The organism is Streptomyces melanosporofaciens (assembly GCF_900105695.1).
GTDB classification, from domain to species: Bacteria; Actinomycetota; Actinomycetes; order Streptomycetales; family Streptomycetaceae; genus Streptomyces; species Streptomyces antimycoticus.
In genome coordinates, this window is record NZ_FNST01000002.1 from 4,137,199 (window position 1) to 4,156,525 (window position 19,327).

Sequence of the window (19,327 nt, forward strand, 5' to 3'; positions counted from 1 at the left end):
ACCGACGAGGAGGCCCGGCATGCGCGTCCTGCCCCGGGGCCGGTTGAGCTACGGCATGCAACTGCCCGTCCAGTCGCAGTCCACCCTTTACGCCGAGCCGTGGGAGGCGGCGGCCGGCCCGGCCGAGCTCCTCGCGGTCGCCCGCGCCGCCGACCGGCTCGGCTTCGCCTACCTCGCGGTCTGTGACCATGTCGCGATCCCGCGGCGGCTGGCCGCCGCGATGGGCACCGTCTGGTACGACCCGGTGGCCACCCTCGGCTGGCTCGCCGCGGCCACCGAGCGGGTGCGGCTGCTCAGCCATGTGGCGGTCGCCGCGCTGCGGCATCCGCTGCTGACCGCCAAGCAGTACGCGACGCTCGACCAGCTCTCCGGCGGCCGGCTGATCCTCGGGGTCGGGGCCGGGCATGTGCGGGAGGAGTTCGAGGCGCTCGGGGTGGACTTCGCCCGGCGCGGGGCGCTGCTGGACGAGACGGTCGACGCGCTGAAGGCGGCGCTGGGGCCCGAGGAGTTCCCCGACTTCCGAGGGGAGCGGTTCGCGTTCAGCGGTCTGGGGCAGGCCCCGCGCCCGGTCCAGACGCCGCGGCCCCCGCTGTGGATCGGCGGCTCCTCGCCCGCGGCGGTGCGCCGGGCGGCGATCCGGGGTGACGGCTGGCTGCCGCAGGGCGATCCACGGGACCGGCTGCCCGGCCAGCTCGCCCGGCTGCGCGCGCTGCGGGAAGAAGCCGGGATCGACGAGCCCGCCGAGATCGGCGCGATCACCGAGCCGCTGTACGTGGGTGAGCCCGGCTGGGACGTGGGGCGCCGGACCCTGACCGGTGCGCCGGAGCGGCTGGCCGAGAGCCTGCGCGCCTACGCCGCGATGGGGGTGGACCAGATCCAGGTGCGGTTCCGCTGCCGGGACCACACCGAACTGACCGACCAGATGGCGGCCTTCGCCGCCGATGTCGCTCCGCACCTCGATGACTAGGGAGAACGGAATGGGCAAGCTGGACGGGCGGGTCGTCGTCATCACCGGGGCGGCGCGCGGACAAGGTGAGCACGAGGCGCGGCTGTTCGTGGCGGAGGGTGCGCGGGTGGTCCTCTGCGACGTGCTGGACGAGCCGGGCGAGGCGCTGGCCAAGGAGCTGGGCGAGAGTGCCCGCTTCGTCCATCTGGACGTGGGCCGGGAGGACGACTGGAACGCCGCCGTCGCGGCCGCCAAGGACGCCTTCGGCGCGGTGGACGGCCTGGTCAACAATGCCGGGATCCTCCGCTTCAACGAGCTGGTCAGCACCCCGCTCGCCGAGTACCTGGAGGTGGTCCAGGTCAACCAGGTCGGGGCGTTCCTGGGGATGCGGACCCTCGCGCCGGAGCTGGCGGCGGCGGGCGGCGGGACGATCGTGAACACCGCCTCGTACGTCGCCCTGTCCGGTATGCCCTTCCTCACCTCGTACGCCGCGACGAAGGCGGCGGTGGTGGGGATGACGCGGGTGGCCGCCATGGAGCTCGCGGACAAGGGCATCCGGGTCAACGCGATCTGCCCGGGCGCGATCGACACCCCCATGACCAACCCGGCCCGGCTCGACCCGGCCGCCGACGCCGCGGAGGCGTCGGCGGCGGTCGACGAGCTCTACCGCAAGCTGGTGCCGCTGGGCCGGATCGGCCGCCCGGAGGAGGTGGCGCGGCTGGCGCTCTTCCTGTCGTCGGAGGACTCGTCGTATGTGACGGGCCAGCCGTTCGTCGTCGACGGCGGCTGGCTGACCGGCGTCTCGGTCTTCTAGGACCCCTCCGGGTCCGGCGCGGCTGCGGCCCTTGACGGCCCCTGTCCGCGGTGCCAGAGTCAATCAAAATCTGACGATGCGTCAGATCGAGTCGTCTGAGGCGGTGAACCTCCATGGAATTCGGACTCTTTGTGCAGGGATACGTCCCCGAAAGCCGACGCCGAACCGACCCCGAGGCCGAGCACCACGCGCTCGTCGAGGAGACCGAGTACGTCATCCAGGCCGACCGGTCCGGCTTCAAGTACGCATGGGCCTCCGAGCACCACTTCCTGGAGGAGTACTCCCACCTCTCCGCGAACGACGTCTACCTCGGCTACCTCGCCCACGCCACCGAGCGCATCCACCTGGGCTCCGGGATCTTCAACCCGCTGCCGCAGGTCAACCACCCGGTCAAGGTGGCCGAGAAGGTCGCGATGCTCGACCACCTCTCCGGCGGCCGGTTCGAGTTCGGCTCGGGCCGGGGCGCGGGCAGCCACGAGATCCTCGGCTTCCTCCCGGGGATCACCGACATGAACGCCACCAAGGAGATCTGGGAAGAGACGATCGCCGAGTTCCCCAAGATGTGGCTGCAGGACGAGTACCAGGGCTTCGCGGGCAAGCACTGGTCGCTGCCGCCGCGCAAGGTGCTGCCCAAGCCGTACGGGGGCTCCCACCCGGCGATGTGGTACGCGGCCGGGTCGCCGCCGTCGTACGCGATGGCCGGCAAGAAGGGCCTCGGCGTGCTCGGCTTCTCCATCCAGAAGGTCTCCGACATGGAGTGGGTCCTCGACTCCTACAAGAACGCGATCAAGGAGGCCGAGCCGGTCGGCGGCTTCGTCAACGACAACGTGATGGTCACCTCCACCGCGATCTGCGCGGAGACCCATGCCAAGGCCGTGGAGATCGCGGTCGGCGGCGGGCTCAACTATCTGCAGTCGCTGCTCTTCCGCTACCACGACACCTTCCCCCGCCCCGACGGCATCCCGGAGTGGCCCGAGCTGCTGCCGGAGTACACCGAGGAGATCATCGAACTCCTCATCGCCGAGGAGCTGATGATCTGCGGCGATCCGGACGAGGTCTTCCGCCAGTGCAAGCGGTGGGAGCAGGCCGGGGCCGACCAGCTGTCGTTCGGGCTGCCGATCGGGATCGGCTACGAGGACACGATGAACACGGTCAAGCTCATCGGCGAGCACGTCATCCCGAAGATCGACACCGACCCGGTGCACCGCACGACCCGCTTCCGCCACGCCGAGGCCCGGTAGCCGCGGACGCGAGAAGGGATTTACCCGTGCTCGACCACCTGATCAAGGGCGCCACCGTGGCGGACGGCACCGGCGCGCCCTCCTACGTCGCCGACGTCGGCATCCGGGACGGCCGGATCGTGGCCATCGGCGAGCCCGGGACCGTCACCGAACCGGCGCGGTCCGCCGAGGACGCCACCGGGCTCGTCCTGGCGCCCGGGTTCGTCGACCCGCACACCCACTACGACGCCCAGCTGTTCTGGGATCCGTACGCCACGCCCTCCATGAACCACGGCGTGACCACGGTCGCGGGCGGCAACTGCGGTTTCACCCTCGCCCCGCTCAACCCCGACCGGCCCGGCGACGCCGACTACACCCGGCGGATGATGAGCCGGGTCGAGGGCATGTCGCTGGTGGCGCTGGAGCAGGGCGCGCCCTGGAACTGGCACGGCTTCGGCGAGTACCTGGACGCGCTGGAGGGCCGGATCGCCGTCAACGCGGGCTTCATGGTGGGGCACTGCGCGCTGCGCCGCCATGTGATGGGCGAGGACGCGATCGGCGGACAGCCCACGCCCGCGCAGCTGGAGGAGATGCTGCGGCTCTTCCACGAGGCGATGGACGCGGGGGCGTGGGGGCTGTCCACCACCCAGTCCTCGACCCACTCGGACGGGGACGGACAGCCGGTCGCCTCCCGCCACGCCAAACCCGAGGAGCTCCTGGCGCTCTCCCGGGCCGTCGGCGAACACGAGGGCACGCAGATCGAGGCGATCGTGGCGGGCTGTCTCGACCAGTTCGCCGACGAGGAGATCGATCTGCTGGTGGAGATGAGCGCGGCCGCCGGCCGCCCGCTCAACTGGAACGTGCTGACCATCGACGCGGCCGTCCCCGAGCGGGTGCCGCGCCAGCTCCAGGCCGGTGAACGGGCCCGTAAGGCGGGCGGCAGGATCGTCGCCCTCACCATGCCGATCCTCACCCCCATGAACATGTCGCTCGGCACCTTCTGCGCGCTGAACCTCATCCCGGGCTGGGGCGACATCCTGGGGCTGCCGATCCCGGAGCGGATCGCGAAGCTCCGCGACCCGGACGTACGGGCGGAGATGCTGCGCCGCGCGAGCAGCCCCGAGGCCGGGGTCTTCCGCCGGCTCACCCACTTCGGGCGGTATGTCATCGGCGACACCTACAGCGCGGCCAACGCCGGGCTGACCGGCCGGGTCGTCCGCGACATCGCCGCCGAGCGCGGCCAGGAGGACTTCGCCGCCCTGGTGGAGATCTGCGCCGCCGACGAGATGCGCACGGTGCTGTGGCCCATGCCGACCGACAACGACCCGGCGAGCTGGGAGCTGCGCCGGCGCACTTGGGAGCACGAGGACGTCATGCTGGGCGGCTCGGACGCGGGGGCCCATCTGGACCGGATGTGCGGCGCCCCGTACACCACCCGGTTCATCGGGGACTGTCTGCGCGGCCGGAAGCTGGTCGGCCTGGAGCGGGCGGTGCGGATGCTGACGGACGATCCGGCGCGGCTGCTCGGGCTGCGCGAGCGCGGCCGGATCGCCGAGGGCTACCACGCCGACCTGGTCCTCTTCGACCCCGAGCGGATCGACGCGGGTCAGGCGCGGCTGGTGCACGACCTGCCGGGCGACAGCCCCCGGCTGGACTCGCGGGCGATGGGGATCGTGAGCGTCCGGGTGGGCGGTACGGAGACCATCCGGGACGACGAGATCACCGGCGCGGTGCCGGGACGGGTGCTGCGGTCGGGCCGGGACACGGAGACGGTGAGCACGAGGGGCTGAGCCGATGGCACGCGCGGCCCTGATCACGGGCGCCTCACGCGGTATCGGCCTGGCGGTGGCGAAGGCGCTGATGGCGGACGGTGCGGCGGTGTGCCTCACGGCGCGGGACCCGAAGGAACTGGCCGAGGCCGTACGCCGCCTCGGCCCGCGCGCCGTCGCCTGCCCCGGGGACGTGGCGGACCCGGCGCACCCGGAGGCGGCGGTGGCCCGCACCCTGGAGGAGTTCGGCCGCCTCGACATCCTGGTCAACAACGCCGCGACCAACGCCCCGCTGGGCCCGCTGATGACGGTGGACCCGCTCGCCTGGCGCAGGGCCTTCACGGTCAATGTGGAGGCCCCGCTGCGGCTGACCCAGGCGGCCTGGCGGTCCTGGATGGGCGACCACGGCGGCGCGGTCGTCAACATCTGCACCGAGGGCACCCACGGCGTCGGCCCGGGTGTCGGCGCCTACGGCACGGCCAAGACCGCCCTCCTCCGCCTCACCCGCCAGCTCGCCGCCGAACTGGCCCCGTCGGTCCGCGTCAACGCCGTCTCCCCGGGCCTGGTCCGCACCGAGATGGCCCGCTTCGTCTGGGAGCCCGGCGAACGCGAGCTCGCCGCGGCGCTCCCGCTGGCCCGGATCGGCGAACCGGAGGACGTGGCGCGCGCGGTCCGCTGGCTGGTCTCGGACGAGGCGTCCTGGATCACCGGCGCGGACCTGGTGGTGGACGGCGGCCGCCGGGTCCGCGCGGCGCGGCCCCTGGGCTGACGGGGCAGGGGCCCCGTTCCCGGAGCGGGGGTCAGCCCCTTCCTGGGCGTGGACCGGGGGTCAGCCGTTCGCCGGTGGAGTCAGGCCGTGGCGGTGGAGGAAGGCGTCCACGAGCCGGTCGGTGAACTCCTGGCCCACCGGCTCGTCGGTCACCAGTACCCGGTAGTAGAGGGGGCCCGTGAGCTGGTCGGTCTCGGCCGTCAGGTCCAGACCGGGCGGCAACTCCCCGCGCGCCATGGCCCGTTCGAGTGGGAGGCGGTCGCGGCGGCGCTGGTCGTCGAGGTACCGGGACCGGAAGTCCCGGCCGAACGCCGGATCGTGCTGCGCCTGGGCGACCAGGGCCTTGAAGACCGCGCCGGCGTCGGAGGCGCTGAGGAACCCGGCCAGGTCGCCCAGATAGCTGCGCAGATCCAGGGCGAGATCACCGCGGTCGCGCACGGGCAGATCCTCGGCCACATCCTGGAGGAAGGCGTCCATGAGGACGTCGGTCTTGGTGCTCCACCAGCGGTAGATCGTCTGCTTGGCGACCCCGGCCCGGGTGGCGATCCCCTCCATGGTGACGCCCGCGAAACCCTTCTCGGCCAGCAGATCGTCCGCCGCGTTCAGCACCGCCAGCCGGGCCTGCTCGCTGCGCCCGTGCCGATTGCCGTGGTGGCGTGGTGCCGGTCGGCCGGTGCCGCTCGTCCCGGCGGTCTGTGTCGCGCGTGCCATCTCGCCTCCCCGAGATCTCAGGATAACCACCCTCCCCGGCTCTGTTTCTTCTAGACAAGACGCAACGTCGCGTCTACTCTACAGCTCATGACAGTCACTCACACGCTTGCCGACCCCCGGGTCGAGACCGCCCTCAGCCGGATGTTCGAGCTGGCCGAGCAGGACGAGACCGCCCAAGCGCAGCTGCCCCCCGGCGCACTGGAATCGTTGGCCCCGCAGGAGCTCGCCGACGCCGCCGCCGGGATCTACATGCCGATCTCCGCCGAGGGCGGGAAGCTGCTCTACAACCTGGTCCGCGCCATCCGCCCGGCCACGGTGGTCGAGTTCGGCATGTCCTTCGGGATCTCCACGCTCCATCTGGCCGCCGCCATGCGGGACAACGGCACCGGGCGCGTCATCACCACGGAGATGAGCAAGGAGAAGATCGCCGCGGCCCGCCGCACCTTCGCCGAGACCGGGCTGGACGACGTGATCACCGTGCTGGAGGGGGATGCCCGGGAGACCCTCGCCGACCTCGATGGCTCCGTGGACCTGCTGCTGCTCGATGGCTGGAAGGACCTGTGCCTGCCCGTGCTGCGGATGCTCGAACCGCGTCTGCGGCCCGGCACCCTCGTCGTGGCCGACGACATCGACCAGCTCGAGGGCCCGCTGCGGCCGTATCTCGACTACGTACGCGACCCGGCGAACGGCTACCAGAACGTCTCCTTCCCCATCGAGGACGGCATGGAGATCAGCTGCCGCCTCTGAGCCGGGGGACCGGCCCGTCGGCCGGTGGGAGATCACCGGCCGACCCCGAAGACCGGCCGACCCCGAAGACCGCCGGCGGCCCGCTCGGGCCGCCGGCACGATCCGTCCGCGGCACGCCGTCGCGGACCTCTCCGAAAGAGCAGTGACATGCAGGTATTCATCACCGGAGCGACCGGGTGGATCGGCTCGGCCGTGGTCGACCACATGCTCGACGCCGGGCACGAGGTCACCGGCCTCGCCCGCTCGGACGCCTCCGCCGCCGCGCTCGAGGCCAAGGGCGCCCGGGTGCTCCGCGGTGACCTCGACGACCTCGACGGCATCCGCGCGGGCGCCGACGCCGCCGATGCCGTCGTCCACCTCGCCAACAAGCACGACTTCGCCAACCCGGCGGTGAACAACCGGGCCGAGCGGGGCGCCGTCCAGACCATCGGCGAGGCCCTCGCGGGCTCTCACCGGCCGTTCCTTCTCGCCGCCGGCCTGGCCTCCCTCGCCCCCGGCCGCGTGGCCACGGAGGAGGACCGCTCCCCGTTCCACGGCATCGATTCGATGCGCGCCGGCGGCGAGAACCTCGCGCTGCAGTTCGTGGAGCAGGGCGTCAACACGGTCGTGGTGCGCTTCGCTCCCACCGTGCACGGCGATGGTGACCGGGGATTCGTCGCCGGGCTGGTGGCGACGGCTCGCGCCAAGGGCGTCTCGGCCCATATCGAGGACGGGAGCAACCGCTGGGCAGCGATCCACCGCGGCGACGCCGGGCGCATCGTGCAACTCGCCCTCGACAAGCGGGCCCCGGCCGGCACCATCCTGCACGCCACGGCCGAGACCGGCATCCCGGCCCGCGACATCGCCGGGGCCATCGGGCGCGGACTGGGCCTGCCCGTCGTCTCCGTCCCGGCCGACGGCGCCGGTGAGCACTTCGGCTGGCTGCACAAGTTCTTCGGAGCGGACATGGCCGCGAGCAGTGACGCCACCCGCGCGCTGCTCGGCTGGGCACCCGGCGGCCGCACCCTCGCCGAGGATCTCGACAGCGGCTGCTACTACCGCTGACCGAGCGGCGGCGGACGGTGCGGCCGCCGGTGCCCGAACGGCTCCGGCGGCCGGGAAGCCGCCGGCGCCCGCCGAAGCCGTCACTGCTCGCCGCAGCCGTCAGTGCTCGCGGAAGCAGTGTCAGTGTTCGCCGCAGCCGTCAGTGCTCGCGGAAGCAGTGTCAGTGCTCGCCGAGCCAGATCGGGTTCGTCATCGCCGCCATCGGGCCCGGTATCCCCGACGCCCCGCCGTCCGCGGGGGCGTGGCGCACCTCGGCGCGCACATACGCCGCGTAGGACGCCGTCGTACGCCATTCGGCCGTGAGCGTCCCGGAGTCGGGGACCGCCGTCCCGTAGAGCTGGCCCTGGTCGGTGATGAACCGCACCGAGCAGCCCGGGCCCACGCCGGAGACCTTCAGCCGGACCGTCACCACCTCCGCGCCGCCGACCTTCAGGCGCTCGCCGATACCGGCGTGCCTACCGCGCCCGCCGACCGCCTCGAAGGTGAGGTCGATCTTCGAGGACTCGGCGATCCAGCTCCGGCCGGCCCGGATGCCCTCCTGGAGGGCGGTGCGGGACAGGTCGTCGGCGAGCACCACCGTCTGCGGCAGGCCCACGACCTGGGGCTCGCGGTGGGCGTCGCTGTGGCCGACGGCGGGCAGCCAGCGGCCCTCGCCCCGGGAGGCGGCGACCAGGGTGTTGTCCCACTCGGAGATCGTGACCTCGTCGTCCGGGGTGAAGTCCGCGTTCCACACCTCGACCGCGTCGGCCTCGTTGAAGCCGAACTTCCAGTTGCAGCCGACACAGGTGCCGTGCGGATGGGCCGGGATCACCAGGCCGCCGGCCTGCCGGACCTTGCGGGCGAACTGGCCGAAGCGGTTGTCCCGGGCGCGGTAGCGCCAGTCGATGAAGGTGCCCGGGTCGGTGCCGAGGGCGACCACATGGCCGTTGCGCGTGGTGATCTCCTCACCGGTGAGGATCAGCAGGTCATCGCCCCACAGACCCTCGAACGCGGCATGCGCCGAGGTGGTGTTGTGCTCGGTGGTGGTGATGAAGTCCAGCCCCGCGGCACGGGCGGCGGCGACCAGCTCGGCCGGGGTGCGCTTGCCGTCGGAGTGCACGGTGTGCAGATGGGAGTCGCCCCGGTACCAGGCGCGGCCCCGGCCCTTCGCCCGCTGCGGCGGATAGGCCCCCAGACTCCGTCCGGGAGGTGCCCCCTGCGTGCGGGGGGTGCCGGGCGCGCCGTGCCGCAGCGTAACGGTGACCGTGTAGTCCAGGCCCTGGGGGGCGACCGTGTACGGCCCCAGCACCACATGCCAGGTGCCCGCCTTCACCGGCCCGGCCAGATAGCCGGGCGTCGCCTCCTCGGCGCTGATGGCGAACTCCGTACGGGCCCCGCCGGACCAGCCGCGGAAGCCGCGCCCGCCCAGCTCCGTGCCGCGCTCGTCGAAGATGCCGATATCGCAGGCGTTTCCCTGCGTGCCGGCCGGGACGGTCGGCTTGTCGTAGGTGTACGACACGGCGATCTCGCGCACCCCGCGCGGCACCTCGACGGGCACATGGACGAAGTCCGGCGCGCCGGTGGGCAGATGGCCGCTGAGGGTCTTCGTCTGCTCAGGGTCGTCGGCCGGGCCGGCCGCTTCCGCCTGGGTGAAGGTCATGGGATCGAGTGTCAGCACACCCGCCGCGCCCGCAAGCGCGGAGAGCCTGAGTACATCGCGTCGCTGCATGAGAGACCCCCAGAGTCGAGAGTGCCGTCCGACACCCGCGTGACACCGTTGTACGCGTGGGTGACACGCGCGGAAAGCCCTGTGGATAACTCCATGGCGACGAGGGAACGTACATCCCCCGCGCCCATCCCGTCCCTCACGCGCCGCGGCCCCCGCCGCGCCAAGTCCCGTCCGGGCAGCGGACGTCGGCACCCGCCGTCTGTAGCCCGCACGTTTCCCGGTGTCCTATTCCCGCCCATGGCCCGCGACAGCCGTGATCAGACCCACAAAACCGCAGGCCCGGCCCGTCTGGCGGTGTCACACACCGCTCGTATGCTCGGAGGATGACCACGAGCGCGCAGGGAAACGAACCGGCTGCCCCGACTGGCTCCGCCGCCCCCACAGCCAACGCGATGCGCCGTGCGCTCAAGCGCGCCCGCGACGGCGTGGCGCTGGACACCGCCGAGGCGGCGGTGCTGCTCCAGGCGCGCGGTGACGACCTGAAGGATCTGATGGCCTCCGCCGCCAAGGTCCGCGACGCGGGCCTGGAGGCGGCCGGCCGCCGCGGGGTCATCACCTACTCGCGCAGCGTCTTCATCCCGCTCACCCGGCTGTGCCGGGACAAGTGTCACTACTGCACCTTCGCGACCGTGCCCGGCAAGCTGCGCCGCGCGGGCCACGGGATGTTCATGTCGCCCGACGAGGTCCTGGCCATCGCCCGCCGGGGCGCCGAAATGGGCTGCAAGGAAGCGCTGATCACTCTCGGCGACCGTCCCGAGGACCGCTGGCCCGAGGCGCGTGCATGGCTGGAGGCCGAGGGGTACGACGACACCATCGCGTATGTACGCGCCATGGCGATCCGCATCCTGGAGGAGACCGGCCTCCTGCCCCACCTCAACCCGGGCGCGATGACCTGGACCGACTTCCAGCGGCTCAAGCCGGTCGCCCCCTCCATGGGCATGATGCTGGAGACCACCGCCGAGCGGCTGTGGAGCGAGCCCGGCGGCCCCCACTACGGCTCGCCCGACAAGGAACCGGCGGTGCGGCTGCGCGTTCTGGAGGACGCCGGGCGCAGCTCCGTCCCGTTCACCAGCGGGCTGCTGATCGGGATCGGCGAGACACCGGAGGAGCGGGCGGAGTCGCTGTTCGCGCTGCGCCGCGTCTCCCGCTCGTACCACGGCATCCAGGAAGTCATCATCCAGAACTTCCGCGCCAAACCGGACACCGCGATGCGGGGCATGCCGGACGCGGAGCTGGACGACCTGGTCGCCACCGTCGCCGTCGCCCGCCACATCCTGGGCCCGTCCGCCTGCATCCAGGCCCCGCCCAACCTGGTCGACGCGGAGTACGAGCAGCTCATCGGCGCCGGTATCGACGACTGGGGCGGCGTCTCGCCGCTCACCCCGGACCACGTCAACCCCGAGCGCCCCTGGCCCCAGGTGGACGAGCTGGCCGAGCGCTCCGCCGCCGCCGGCTTCAGCCTGCGCGAACGGCTCGCGGTCTACCCCGAGTACATCCAGCGCGGCGAGCCCTGGCTGGACCCCCGGCTGCTGCCGCATGTGACCGCCCTCGCCGACCCCGCGACCGGCCTGGCCCGCGAGGACGCGACTCCCACCGGGCTGCCCTGGCAGGAGCCGGACGAGGCGTTCAGCGCCTCCGGCCGCACCGATCTGCACCACACCATCGACACCGAGGGCCGCACCGGTGACCGCCGTAAGGACTTCGACGAGGTCTACGGCGACTGGGAGGCGCTGCGCGAGGCCGCGGCCCCCGGGATGGTCCCCTCCCGCATCGACGGCGACGTCAAGGCCGCGCTGGCCCAGGCCGCCGACGACCCGACCAAGCTGACCGACCCCGAGGCGCTGGCCCTGTTCCACGCCGACGGCCCGGCGCTCGACGCCCTGTGCCGCATCGCCGACGATCTGCGCCGGGCGGCGGTCGGTGACGATGTCACCTACATCGTCACCCGGAACATCAACTTCACCAATGTCTGCTACACCGGCTGCCGCTTCTGCGCCTTCGCCCAGCGCCGTACGGACGCCGACGCCTACACCCTCTCCCTGGACCAGGTCGCCGACCGCGCCCAGCAGGCGTGGGACGTGGGCGCGGTGGAGGTCTGCATGCAGGGCGGCATCCACCCCGACCTGCCCGGCACCGCGTACTTCGACATCGCCCGCGCCGTCAAGGAGCGCGTGCCCGGGGTGCATGTCCACGCCTTCTCCCCGATGGAGGTCGTCAACGGGGCGACCCGCACCGGGATGTCCATCCGCGAATGGCTGACGGCGGCGCGCGAGGCGGGCCTGGACACCATCCCCGGCACGGCGGCCGAGATCCTGGACGACGAGGTGCGCTGGGTCCTCACCAAGGGCAAGCTGCCGACGGCCACCTGGATCGAGGTCGTCAAGACGGCGCATGAGCTGGGCGTCCGGTCCTCGTCCACGATGATGTACGGCCATGTGGACCAGCCCCGCCACTGGTTGGCCCATCTGCGGCTGCTCGCCGAGATCCAGCAGGAGACGGGCGGCTTCACCGAATTCGTCACCCTCCCCTTCATCCACACCAACGCCCCCGTCTACCTCGCCGGTATCGCCCGCCCCGGCCCCACCAGCCGCGACAACCGGGCCGTCACCGCCATGGCGCGGATCCTGCTCCACCCCCATATCCCCAATATCCAGACGAGCTGGGTGAAGCTGGGCGCGGAGGGCGCCGCCGAGATGCTCCGCTCCGGCGCCAACGACCTGGGCGGCACCCTTATGGAGGAGACCATCTCCCGTATGGCGGGTTCCTCCTACGGCTCCTACCGCTCCATCCAGGACCTGGTGGCCATCGCCGAGCTGACCGGACGCCCCGCCCGCCCCCGCACCACCACCTACGGCCCCGTCCCCGAGGAGCGCCAGGCCGCGGCCCTCGCCTCGGACGGCCATCTGCCGGAGCTGCTCCCGGTGCTGGGGGACTGAGCCCGGCTCAGGGTTCGCAGGCGCGCCGCGCGGATACGCTGCCATGGGAAGCGGGGGGAAGGGGCACCCATGGCAGCGCAGCGTCCGACGATTCGGGAGCTGATCCGGCAGCGGCGCCGGTTCGTGGGGCGGCGGCAGGAGCTGGCCGCGTTCCGGGAGAACTTCGCGGTGCCGCCCGAGGACGCCGCGCACCACTTCCTGTTCCATGTGCGCGGCGACGCCGGGGTGGGCAAGACGACGCTGCTGCGGCAGCTGGAGAACACCGCGCGGGAACACCGGGCGCTCACCGCCTCCGTGGACGAGTCGGTCAACAGTGTCCCCGAGGTGATGGCGGCCATCAGCGCCCAGTTCGCCCACCAGGGCCATCCGCTGAAGTCCTTCGACAAGCTGCTGGCCACCTACCGGCAGCGGCGCCACGAGGCCGATTCGGCTGCGCAGCAGCCCGCGCCGCAGCCTTCGGAGGAGGCGGCGGGCGAGCCCCGGCCGTCGGCGTCCAGCGCGTTCGTCGCCCGGGCGGGGCTGATCGGGCTCGGCATGGTGCCGGGCGTCGGGGCGTTGGCCGGGGCCGCGGAACCGGACCGGGTCGCCCAGGCCGCCGACCGCGCGCGGGCCAAGCTCAGCGCCCGCCTCCGCAGCCATGACGACGTGGACCTGGTGATGTCGCCGCTGGACGCCCTCACCCCCGCGTTCCTCGAGGACGTGGGCGAGGTGGCCGCGTCCGTGCCCTGGATGGCGTGGTTCTTCGACACCTATGAGCGCACCGGTCCGCTGCTCGACCTGTGGCTGCGCGATGTGATGTTCGAGGGCCGCTACGGCTCGCTCCCGGCCAACGCGGTGGTGACGCTGGCCGGACAGGGCACGCTCGCCCCGCGCTGCTGGGCCGACTACGCCGACCTCGTCGCCGACCTCCCCCTCGTCCCCTTCACCGAGACGGAGGCCCGGCAGCTCCTCACCGCCAAGGGCGTGGTCGACGAGCAGGTGGTCGAGGTCGTCCTGAGGCTCACCGGAGGGCTGCCCGTGCTGGTGTCCATGCTGGCAGAGGCCCGTCCCACCACCCCCGAGGCCGTGGGCGACCCCTCCGGCACCGCCGTCGAGCGCTTCCTGAAGTGGGTGAGCGACGAGACCCACCGCTCCGCCGCCCTGGCCGCGGCCCTGCCCCGGAGCCTGGACGAGGACGTCTTCGCGGCCGCGGTCGAGGACGAGGCGGCCGACCTCTACGGCTGGCTGCGTTCACTCCCGTTCGTGGCCGACGGCTCCGGCCGCTGCGGCTACCACCAGGTCGTCCGTACGGCCATGCTGCGGCTCCAGCGCAACCAGTCCCCGCAGGCCTGGCGCGCCCGTCACCTCCGGCTGGCCGAGGCGTTCGCGCGCTGGCAGCGGCAGATCGAGGAGACGCTGGAGGGCGACGAGAAGTGGGAGCACGAGCGATGGCTGGACTATCGGCTCGAGGAGGCTTACCACCGGCTGTGCGCGACTCCGGAGGAAGCCCTGCGCGAGGAGCTGCGCGCGTATGTGTGCGCGTATATCGACTACACGTCGTCGTCGTGGGACCACCGCTGGAGGCAGATGCTCGTGGAGGCGGGCCGGGATTCCGGCAGTGGGTCGGTGGCGGCCTGGGGTGACCGGCTTCTCGCGGAGTCCACGAGGAGCGACCTGGTCGACAATGTGACGCGGCTGCTGGATGAGGTCGGGTCGGATGAGCGGGCCATGTCCATGGCGCTCGGGCTCCGCGGCATGGTGCGCGGCGACATGAACGAGCTGGAAGGGGCGCTGGCGGACGCGGAGCGAGCGCTGGAGCTGGACCCCGACTGTGTGCGTGCTCTTGCCGCCCGCGGGGGTGTGTACCTCGACAGGGACCTGTACGAGCAGGCGCTGGAGAGCTTCGACCGCGCCGTGACACTGGATCCCGACTTTCCCTGGCCGCTCGCCCGGCGCGGCGAGACGTATCGCCTTCTCGGGCGGTACGAGGAAAGCCTGGCGGACCTCGATCGCTCCTTCGACCTGCATGAGAGCGCATGGACCGTGGGGACCCGCGCTCAGGTCCACCACGCCATGGAGGACTACGAGAAAGCGCTGGCGGATTTCGGGCGGGCGGTGGAGATCACCCCCGAATGGTCCTGGATCTACGCGGAGCGGGCCAGGACCTACCGCTTTCTGGGGCGGCACGAAGAGGCGCTCGCGGACTGTGACCGGGCCCTCGAACTCGGTGCCGACTACGCCGCGTTCGGGCGCGTCCACGCCCTTCGCAATCTGGACCGTTATGCGGAGGCGATCGAGGCGGCCGACCGGTGCCTGGCGTCCCACCCCGAGGACCAGGCAGTGCTCGCCGAGCGCGGCGAGGCATACCGGATGATGGACCGCTTCCAGGAGGCGCTGGCGGACTTCGGCCGGGCCATCGAGATCGAGCCGTCGTATGTGTTCGCGCTGGTCTGTCGAGGGCAGACGCATGAGCACATCGGTCTGCTCGGCGAAGCCCTGGCGGATTTCGACGCCGCCGCCTCCGCCTCTCCCGACAACGCGTGGGCGCTGGCGAACCGGGGTGCCCTGCGGCTGCGCCTGGGCGACGGCGAGGCCGCCCTCGCCGATCTGGACCGGGCGCTCGGGCTCCGCCCCGACAGCCTGCTCGCGCTGGAGTCCAGGGCGAGGTGCCACCGCCAGGCGGGCCGGTACGCCGAGGCCGCCACGGACATCGAACGGGCGGCGGCGCTGGACGGCCAGGACCTCGACATCGCCTTCGAGCACGCGATGCTGGTGACCCACGCGGCCGGTCTCATCGAGGCGCGCGGGCTGTGGACCGCATTCGAAGCGCTCCTGGAGGAGCACGGCGGCCAATGGGACGCACAGGCCCGGGGGGCCGCCCCGATCATCAGCAGGGCCGCCCTCGGGGACGGGGCCGGGGCGGCGCGTCTCGTGGCGGAGCTGCCCGCCACCCGGCCGTACTGGCAGATCGTCGACGTCGCCATCCGCTTCCTGGACGAGCTCGCCCGGATACCCGGGGCGGATCCCGCCCTGCTCGCCACCCTCCGCGCGCCGCTCGCCGAGCTTCGCACGGCCCTGGAGCCCGGCCCGTCGGCGCTCGGATAAGGGCCCGGAGCGCATACGACATTCGGTGAGGGAATTCGCATTTTCGGAATGCGTCCATCCGTCGTCTTCCCGGTGATGACGCCTTCACAATCCTCGGCGGCCAAGAGGCGATCATTCGGTGTCCATTACAGTTCAAAGACAGTTCAGGGCCATTCACGCAGCGAAGAAAAGAGGCATGGGTCGTGACCGCAACCGCCAGCGCAGCGACCGGCGTATGGGGCCGCGCCGAACAGCAGGACTTCCGCAGCCGGGTGCGCGGCTGTCTGCTCGGCGGGGCCATCGGGGACGCGCTGGGGGCGGCCGTCGAGTTCGCCTCGCTGGACGAGATCAGGGCGGCGCACGGAGCCGAGGGCGTGACGGACTTCCTGCCCGCCTATGGCGGTCGCGGACGGGTCACCGACGACACCCAGATGACCCTGTTCACGGTGGACGGGCTGATACGGGCGCAGGTGCGCCGCGACACGGGCGCCTGGCATCCGCCCACCGACATCCACTCCGCACACCGCCGCTGGTACTCCACCCAGCGCGACTGGGGCCCCGATGAGCGCCGTAAGGACGCCGGCTGGCTGGCCCGCGAGGAGTGGCTCTACGCCCAGCGCTCCCCGGGCCGGGCCTGTATCACCGCGCTCGCCGACGAGACCATGGGCACCCTGGAGGCGCCCAAGAACCCCGACTCCAAGGGATGCGGCGCCGTGATGCGCTCCGCCCCCTTCGGATTGCTGGTGGGCTGGGAGCCACAGCTCGTCTTTCAGCTGGCCATCGAGTGCGCGGCCCAGACCCACGGCCACCCCACCGGCTATCTCGCGGCCGGTGCCTTCGCCCTCATCGTGCACGGCCTGGCGCGCGGCGAGGCGCTGGACGGAGCCGTCCAGCGCGCCCTCGCCCATCTGGCCACCCGCCCCGGCCACGAGGAGACCACCAACGCGCTGCGGTACGCGCTCGGCGCCGTACGGCAGGGCCTGCCGACCCCCGAGCGCGTCGCGTCCCTGGGCCAGGGCTGGACCGGTGAGGAGGCCCTGGCGATGGGCCTGTACTGCGCGCTGGTCGCCGAGGACGTCCGCCATGGGCTGCTGCTCGCGGTCAACCACGGCGGGGACAGCGACTCCACGGCGGCCATCTGCGGCAATCTGCTGGGCGTGCTGCACGGCGAGACGGCGCTGCCGCCCGCCTGGCTGGCGGAGGTCGAGGGGCGCGGCACGATCCTGGAGCTGGCCGACGACTTCGCCATGGAGATGACCCAGGGTCCGGCGCTCCACGGCCCGGGCAGCTCCTCCCCGGCCTGGCTCACCCGTTACCCGCGCGCGTAGGTCCGCTCCGGCCGCCGCCGCGCCGTATCCGGACCGGCGGCGGCCAACTGCCGCCCCACGGTCCCGATCCCCTCCCATGGACGCCTTATGGCGCGCAGGGTCAGATACGCGGCCACGCCCAGGAAGGCGACGCCGATCAGCGGATAGACGGCGGTGAGGAGCATCTGGGCGGGGTTCTGGTGGAGTTCCACCCGGGTCGGCCTGCTGTGGGGCGCGTACCAGACCATGAAGGAGCAGAACAGCAGCCCGGTCACCACCGTCCAGGCCGTCCAGCCCGCCGTACGCCGCCGCGCCGCCTCCACCGCGAGCAGCAGCACCATCGGGACGGCCCACACCCAGTGGTGCGACCAGGAGACCGGGCTGACCATGAGGGCGGTCACGGCGCAGGTCAGGGCGGCCCAGGCGGGGGCGTTCGGCAGCCGGCTGTCGTCGGTGAGCTGAGCCGCGACCGCCGTGGCCAGGCCCACACAGCCCACCAGCGCGGCCGCCATGAGCCACCACATGCCGGGGTCGGGGGTGTGCAGGATACGGGCGAGCGCGCCCTTGAGGTTCTGGTTGCCCGCGCCCTCGACATCGCCGGGGCGGTCGGTCGCGAAGAGGACCTCGGTCCAGAAGCGCCGGGAGTCATGCGGCAGTGCCAGGGCCGAGAACGCGACCGTAAGGGCGAAGGCGGCGGTCGCGACGCCCGCGCGCCGCAGATGGTCGTTCCAGAAGCGCCGCCGCGGCAGTCCGCTGCCGGGCTCGGCTCGCCCCCGGGCCGCCCCGGCCGCCCACAGCCGACGCAGGCCGAGGAGCAGCCCGGCGAGCCCCAGGAAGACCACGAAGAGCCCCGGGGTCAGCTTGATCCCGGTGGCGATGCCCGTCCCGGCCCCGGCCCAGCGGTGGCCCGTCCGGCGGGTCAGGTCCCCCAGCACCAACGCCGTGACCAGCAGATTGATCTGCCCGTAGCGCAGGGTCGTCCAGACCGGCTCACACCACACCGCGACGGCGGCCAGGGCCAGGACGGCGGCCGGTCGCGGCACCCGGGCGGGCAGATCGATCAGCCGCAGCGACAGATGGGCCACGGCGACCATCAGGCCGAGGTTGACGGCCGTCCCGAAGGTCCGCAGGACGCCCGTGCCCATCACGGTCAGCGGGGTGAAGACCAGGGCCGCGAACGGCGGATAGGTATTGGGGAGATGATGCCGAGTCGCCCGCATGTCATACAGATCCTGGGCATTGCGTACGGTCCATCCCTCGGCGCGATAGACCAGCAGATCGACCATCGACACCTGGGCGGCCCGCTGCGCGATCCAGAACCCGGTGAAGGAGAGCAGGCAGAAGACCGCCGCGCACAGCACCGGCCGCCGCAGTACGAGGGCGCGGGCCCGGTGGATCCGGGAGTCGGTGATCGTCTGTGTGGCGGTCACGGGAGCTCCAGAGGTCCCTGGGGACCGCGACTCGGTCAGGGCGGTCGACGAGTCGGGTCCGGGGATGGTGCGGTCGGGGGCGGTCGGCTCGGACGACCGCCCATCGTACGTTCCGGATGTGGACGGCAGGTGGAGGAGAGATTGCCTGGACAGCGTGGATCTCCCGATCGTCACCCCTGCATCACGTTCCACTTCCGCCCCGCCGCCGGGGACGGGCCGGCCGTAAGGCGGCCGCCCCCGGGACCGTCCGCCGTAAGGTGGGCCGGTGCCTGCCTCCACCGCCGTCATACGTGATGCGACCCACACCGACCTGGGCGCCATCGCCGCGATCTTCAGCCATTACGTCACCGAGACCGTCGTCACCTTCGAGGAGGTCCCGCCCACCGTCGACGACTGGGCGCGGCGGCTGGCGGACCTGACGGAACGGGGGCTGCCGTTCCTGGTCGCCGAAGTCGCCGAGGTCGCCGAGGAGGTCCCTGGGGAGACCCGCCGTACGGTCGCCGGATACGCCTACGCCGGGCCCTGGCGCCCCAAGCCCGCGTACCGCCACACCGCCGAGGACGCCATCTACCTCGCCCCCGGCCGGACCGGCGCGGGGCTGGGGGCCGCGCTGCTCGGCGCCCTGCTCACCCGCTGCGCCGAGGCGGGCGTACGGCAGGTCGTCGCGGTCATCGCCGACTCCGGCAGCGACGCCTCGGCCGCCCTCCACCGGCGCTTCGGCTTCACCCCGGCGGGCACGCTGGCCGGTGTCGGCCGTAAGCACGGACGCTGGATCGACACCCACCTCATGCAGCGCGATCTGACGACAGGCACGGACCCGCAGACGGAACCGGGCCGCCGGTCACCCCACGTGGGGAGGTGAC

The 19,327-nt window shown here is 72.4% G+C and carries 14 protein-coding genes; 11 read left to right on the forward strand and 3 right to left on the reverse strand.

The window, feature by feature from the left end:
• The first annotated feature begins 19 nt into the window (after window positions 1–19).
• From BLV72_RS20560 to BLV72_RS20580, 5 genes are all read left to right on the forward strand, one after another.
• Window positions 20–967: an LLM class F420-dependent oxidoreductase gene (locus tag BLV72_RS20560; RefSeq protein WP_093463980.1), complete on the forward strand. Its 948-nt coding sequence runs from the start codon at window positions 20–22 to the stop codon at window positions 965–967.
• A gap of 10 nt (window positions 968–977) precedes the next feature.
• On the forward strand, window positions 978–1,760 hold the full coding sequence (locus BLV72_RS20565; protein ID WP_093463982.1) for an SDR family NAD(P)-dependent oxidoreductase: 783 nt from the start codon (window positions 978–980) through the stop codon (window positions 1,758–1,760).
• Window positions 1,761–1,873: 113 nt separating this feature from the next.
• Window positions 1,874–3,001, forward strand: coding sequence for an LLM class flavin-dependent oxidoreductase (locus BLV72_RS20570; RefSeq protein WP_093463983.1), 1,128 nt, complete (start codon window positions 1,874–1,876; stop codon window positions 2,999–3,001).
• A 26-nt stretch (window positions 3,002–3,027) separates the two neighbouring features.
• The gene (locus tag BLV72_RS20575; protein ID WP_093463984.1) at window positions 3,028–4,770 is read left to right on the forward strand and encodes an N-acyl-D-amino-acid deacylase family protein; all 1,743 of its coding nucleotides are present in this window, start codon (window positions 3,028–3,030) and stop codon (window positions 4,768–4,770) included.
• A 4-nt stretch (window positions 4,771–4,774) separates the two neighbouring features.
• Complete coding sequence (locus tag BLV72_RS20580; RefSeq protein WP_093463986.1) at window positions 4,775–5,518, forward strand: SDR family oxidoreductase; 744 nt, start codon at window positions 4,775–4,777, stop codon at window positions 5,516–5,518.
• Between the two features lie 60 nt (window positions 5,519–5,578).
• Here BLV72_RS20580 and BLV72_RS20585 read toward each other — a convergent pair whose 3' ends face one another.
• Window positions 5,579–6,229, reverse strand: coding sequence for a TetR/AcrR family transcriptional regulator (locus BLV72_RS20585; RefSeq protein WP_093463987.1), 651 nt, complete (start codon window positions 6,227–6,229; stop codon window positions 5,579–5,581).
• A gap of 87 nt (window positions 6,230–6,316) precedes the next feature.
• On the opposite strand from BLV72_RS20585, the gene BLV72_RS20590 reads away from it, so the two are divergent.
• Window positions 6,317–6,976: an O-methyltransferase gene (locus tag BLV72_RS20590; protein WP_093463989.1), complete on the forward strand. Its 660-nt coding sequence runs from the start codon at window positions 6,317–6,319 to the stop codon at window positions 6,974–6,976.
• 147 nt (window positions 6,977–7,123) lie between these two features.
• A complete protein-coding gene (locus tag BLV72_RS20595; protein ID WP_093463990.1) occupies window positions 7,124–8,020 on the forward strand; it encodes an SDR family oxidoreductase in 897 nt (298 codons plus the stop codon).
• Between the two features lie 160 nt (window positions 8,021–8,180).
• On the opposite strand, the gene BLV72_RS20600 is transcribed toward BLV72_RS20595, so the two are convergent.
• A complete protein-coding gene (locus BLV72_RS20600; RefSeq protein ID WP_093463992.1) occupies window positions 8,181–9,728 on the reverse strand; it encodes a CehA/McbA family metallohydrolase in 1,548 nt (515 codons plus the stop codon).
• 323 nt (window positions 9,729–10,051) lie between these two features.
• Between BLV72_RS20600 and BLV72_RS20605 the strand changes: the two genes are divergently transcribed.
• From BLV72_RS20605 to BLV72_RS20615, 3 genes are all read left to right on the forward strand, one after another.
• Complete coding sequence (locus BLV72_RS20605) at window positions 10,052–12,664, forward strand: bifunctional FO biosynthesis protein CofGH (RefSeq protein WP_093463993.1); 2,613 nt, start codon at window positions 10,052–10,054, stop codon at window positions 12,662–12,664.
• A 69-nt stretch (window positions 12,665–12,733) separates the two neighbouring features.
• Complete coding sequence (locus tag BLV72_RS20610) at window positions 12,734–15,748, forward strand: tetratricopeptide repeat protein (RefSeq protein ID WP_093463995.1); 3,015 nt, start codon at window positions 12,734–12,736, stop codon at window positions 15,746–15,748.
• A 182-nt stretch (window positions 15,749–15,930) separates the two neighbouring features.
• Window positions 15,931–17,055, forward strand: coding sequence for an ADP-ribosylglycohydrolase family protein (locus BLV72_RS20615; protein ID WP_093463996.1), 1,125 nt, complete (start codon window positions 15,931–15,933; stop codon window positions 17,053–17,055).
• Here the strand turns inward: BLV72_RS20615 and BLV72_RS20620 are convergent.
• Window positions 17,040–18,464, reverse strand: a complete 1,425-nt coding sequence (locus BLV72_RS20620) for a glycosyltransferase 87 family protein (protein WP_093463998.1) — start codon at window positions 18,462–18,464, stop codon at window positions 17,040–17,042. The two genes, BLV72_RS20615 and BLV72_RS20620, sit on opposite strands and share 16 nt — an antisense overlap.
• A 265-nt stretch (window positions 18,465–18,729) precedes the next feature.
• On the opposite strand from BLV72_RS20620, the gene BLV72_RS20625 reads away from it, so the two are divergent.
• Window positions 18,730–19,326 (forward strand): GNAT family N-acetyltransferase, encoded by a 597-nt coding sequence (locus BLV72_RS20625; RefSeq protein ID WP_093463999.1) that lies wholly within the window; start codon window positions 18,730–18,732, stop codon window positions 19,324–19,326.
• The last annotated feature ends 1 nt before the right edge of the window (window position 19,327 follow it).